The organism is Rhizobacter sp. P2_H2 (assembly GCF_056403375.1).
On sequence record NZ_JBFUFP010001516.1, the window covers coordinates 1 to 977 of the forward strand.

The 977-nt window shown below is 68.8% G+C and carries 1 protein-coding gene; it reads left to right on the forward strand.

Annotated features, from left to right (window positions below):
- On the forward strand, positions 1–977 hold a 977-nt coding region (locus AC1D15_RS34385; protein WP_477829596.1), incomplete at both ends, for a molybdopterin cofactor-binding domain-containing protein.

A 977-nucleotide genomic window follows, 5' to 3' on the forward strand; every position in this document is an offset into this window, starting at 1 on the left:
AGATGGGTCAGGGTGTGCAGACCGCATTGCCGATGATCCTGGCCGAGGAACTCGATGCGGACTGGAAGCTGGTGCGCAGCCGGCATGGCTCGAGCGACGCCGCCTATGTCGACCCGGCGTTCGGCATGCACCTGACCGGCGGTTCCAACTCGGTCAAGAACAGCTACACGCAGTACCGCGAGCTGGGGGCGCGCGCTCGGGCCATGCTGCTGGCCGCGGCGGCGGCGCGCTGGAACGTGGACGCATCCACGTTGCGCACCCAGGCCGGTACAGTGCTGGGCCCGGGCCGCCGCAAGCTGGGTTACGGCGAGCTGGCCGAAGCCGCGAWGGCCTTGCCCGTGCCCGAGAAGGTCACGCTGAAAGATCCAAAGGACTTCCGCATCATCGGGCGGCCCACCGGCCGCCTGGACGCCCGGGCCAAGAGCAGCGGACGGCAGAACTTCGGCATCGACGTTCGCCTGCCCGGGCAGCTGACCGCCGTGGTGGCTCGTCCACCCGTGTTCGGTGCAAAGCTTGCCTCCGTGGACGACGGTGCGGCACGCGCCGTCAAGGGCGTGAAAGCCGTGCTGCGCGTGCCGCTGGACCGTGGGGCCGAAGGCATCGCGGTGATTGCCGACGGCTACTGGCCGGCCAAGCAAGGGCGCGACGCGCTGAAGCTGCAATGGGACACGGCAAAGGTCGAGAAAGTCGACAGCGACAAGCAGCTCGCCCAGTACCGAGAGTTGGCCGGCCGCCCCGGGCCGCGCCATTTCGAATCCGACATGGCGCCACTGGCCAACGCACCACGGAAACTGGAAGCCGAGTTCGTCTTCCCCTACCTGGCCCATGCGGCCATGGAACCGCTCAACTGCACCGTCGCGATCAACGACGGGCGCGCGGAAATCTGGACGGGCTCGCAGTCGCCCGGCATGGACGGCGCCGCGGCCGCGCGCGTGCTGGGCCTCAAGCCCGAGCAGGTGAAGGTGAATGTGCAGATG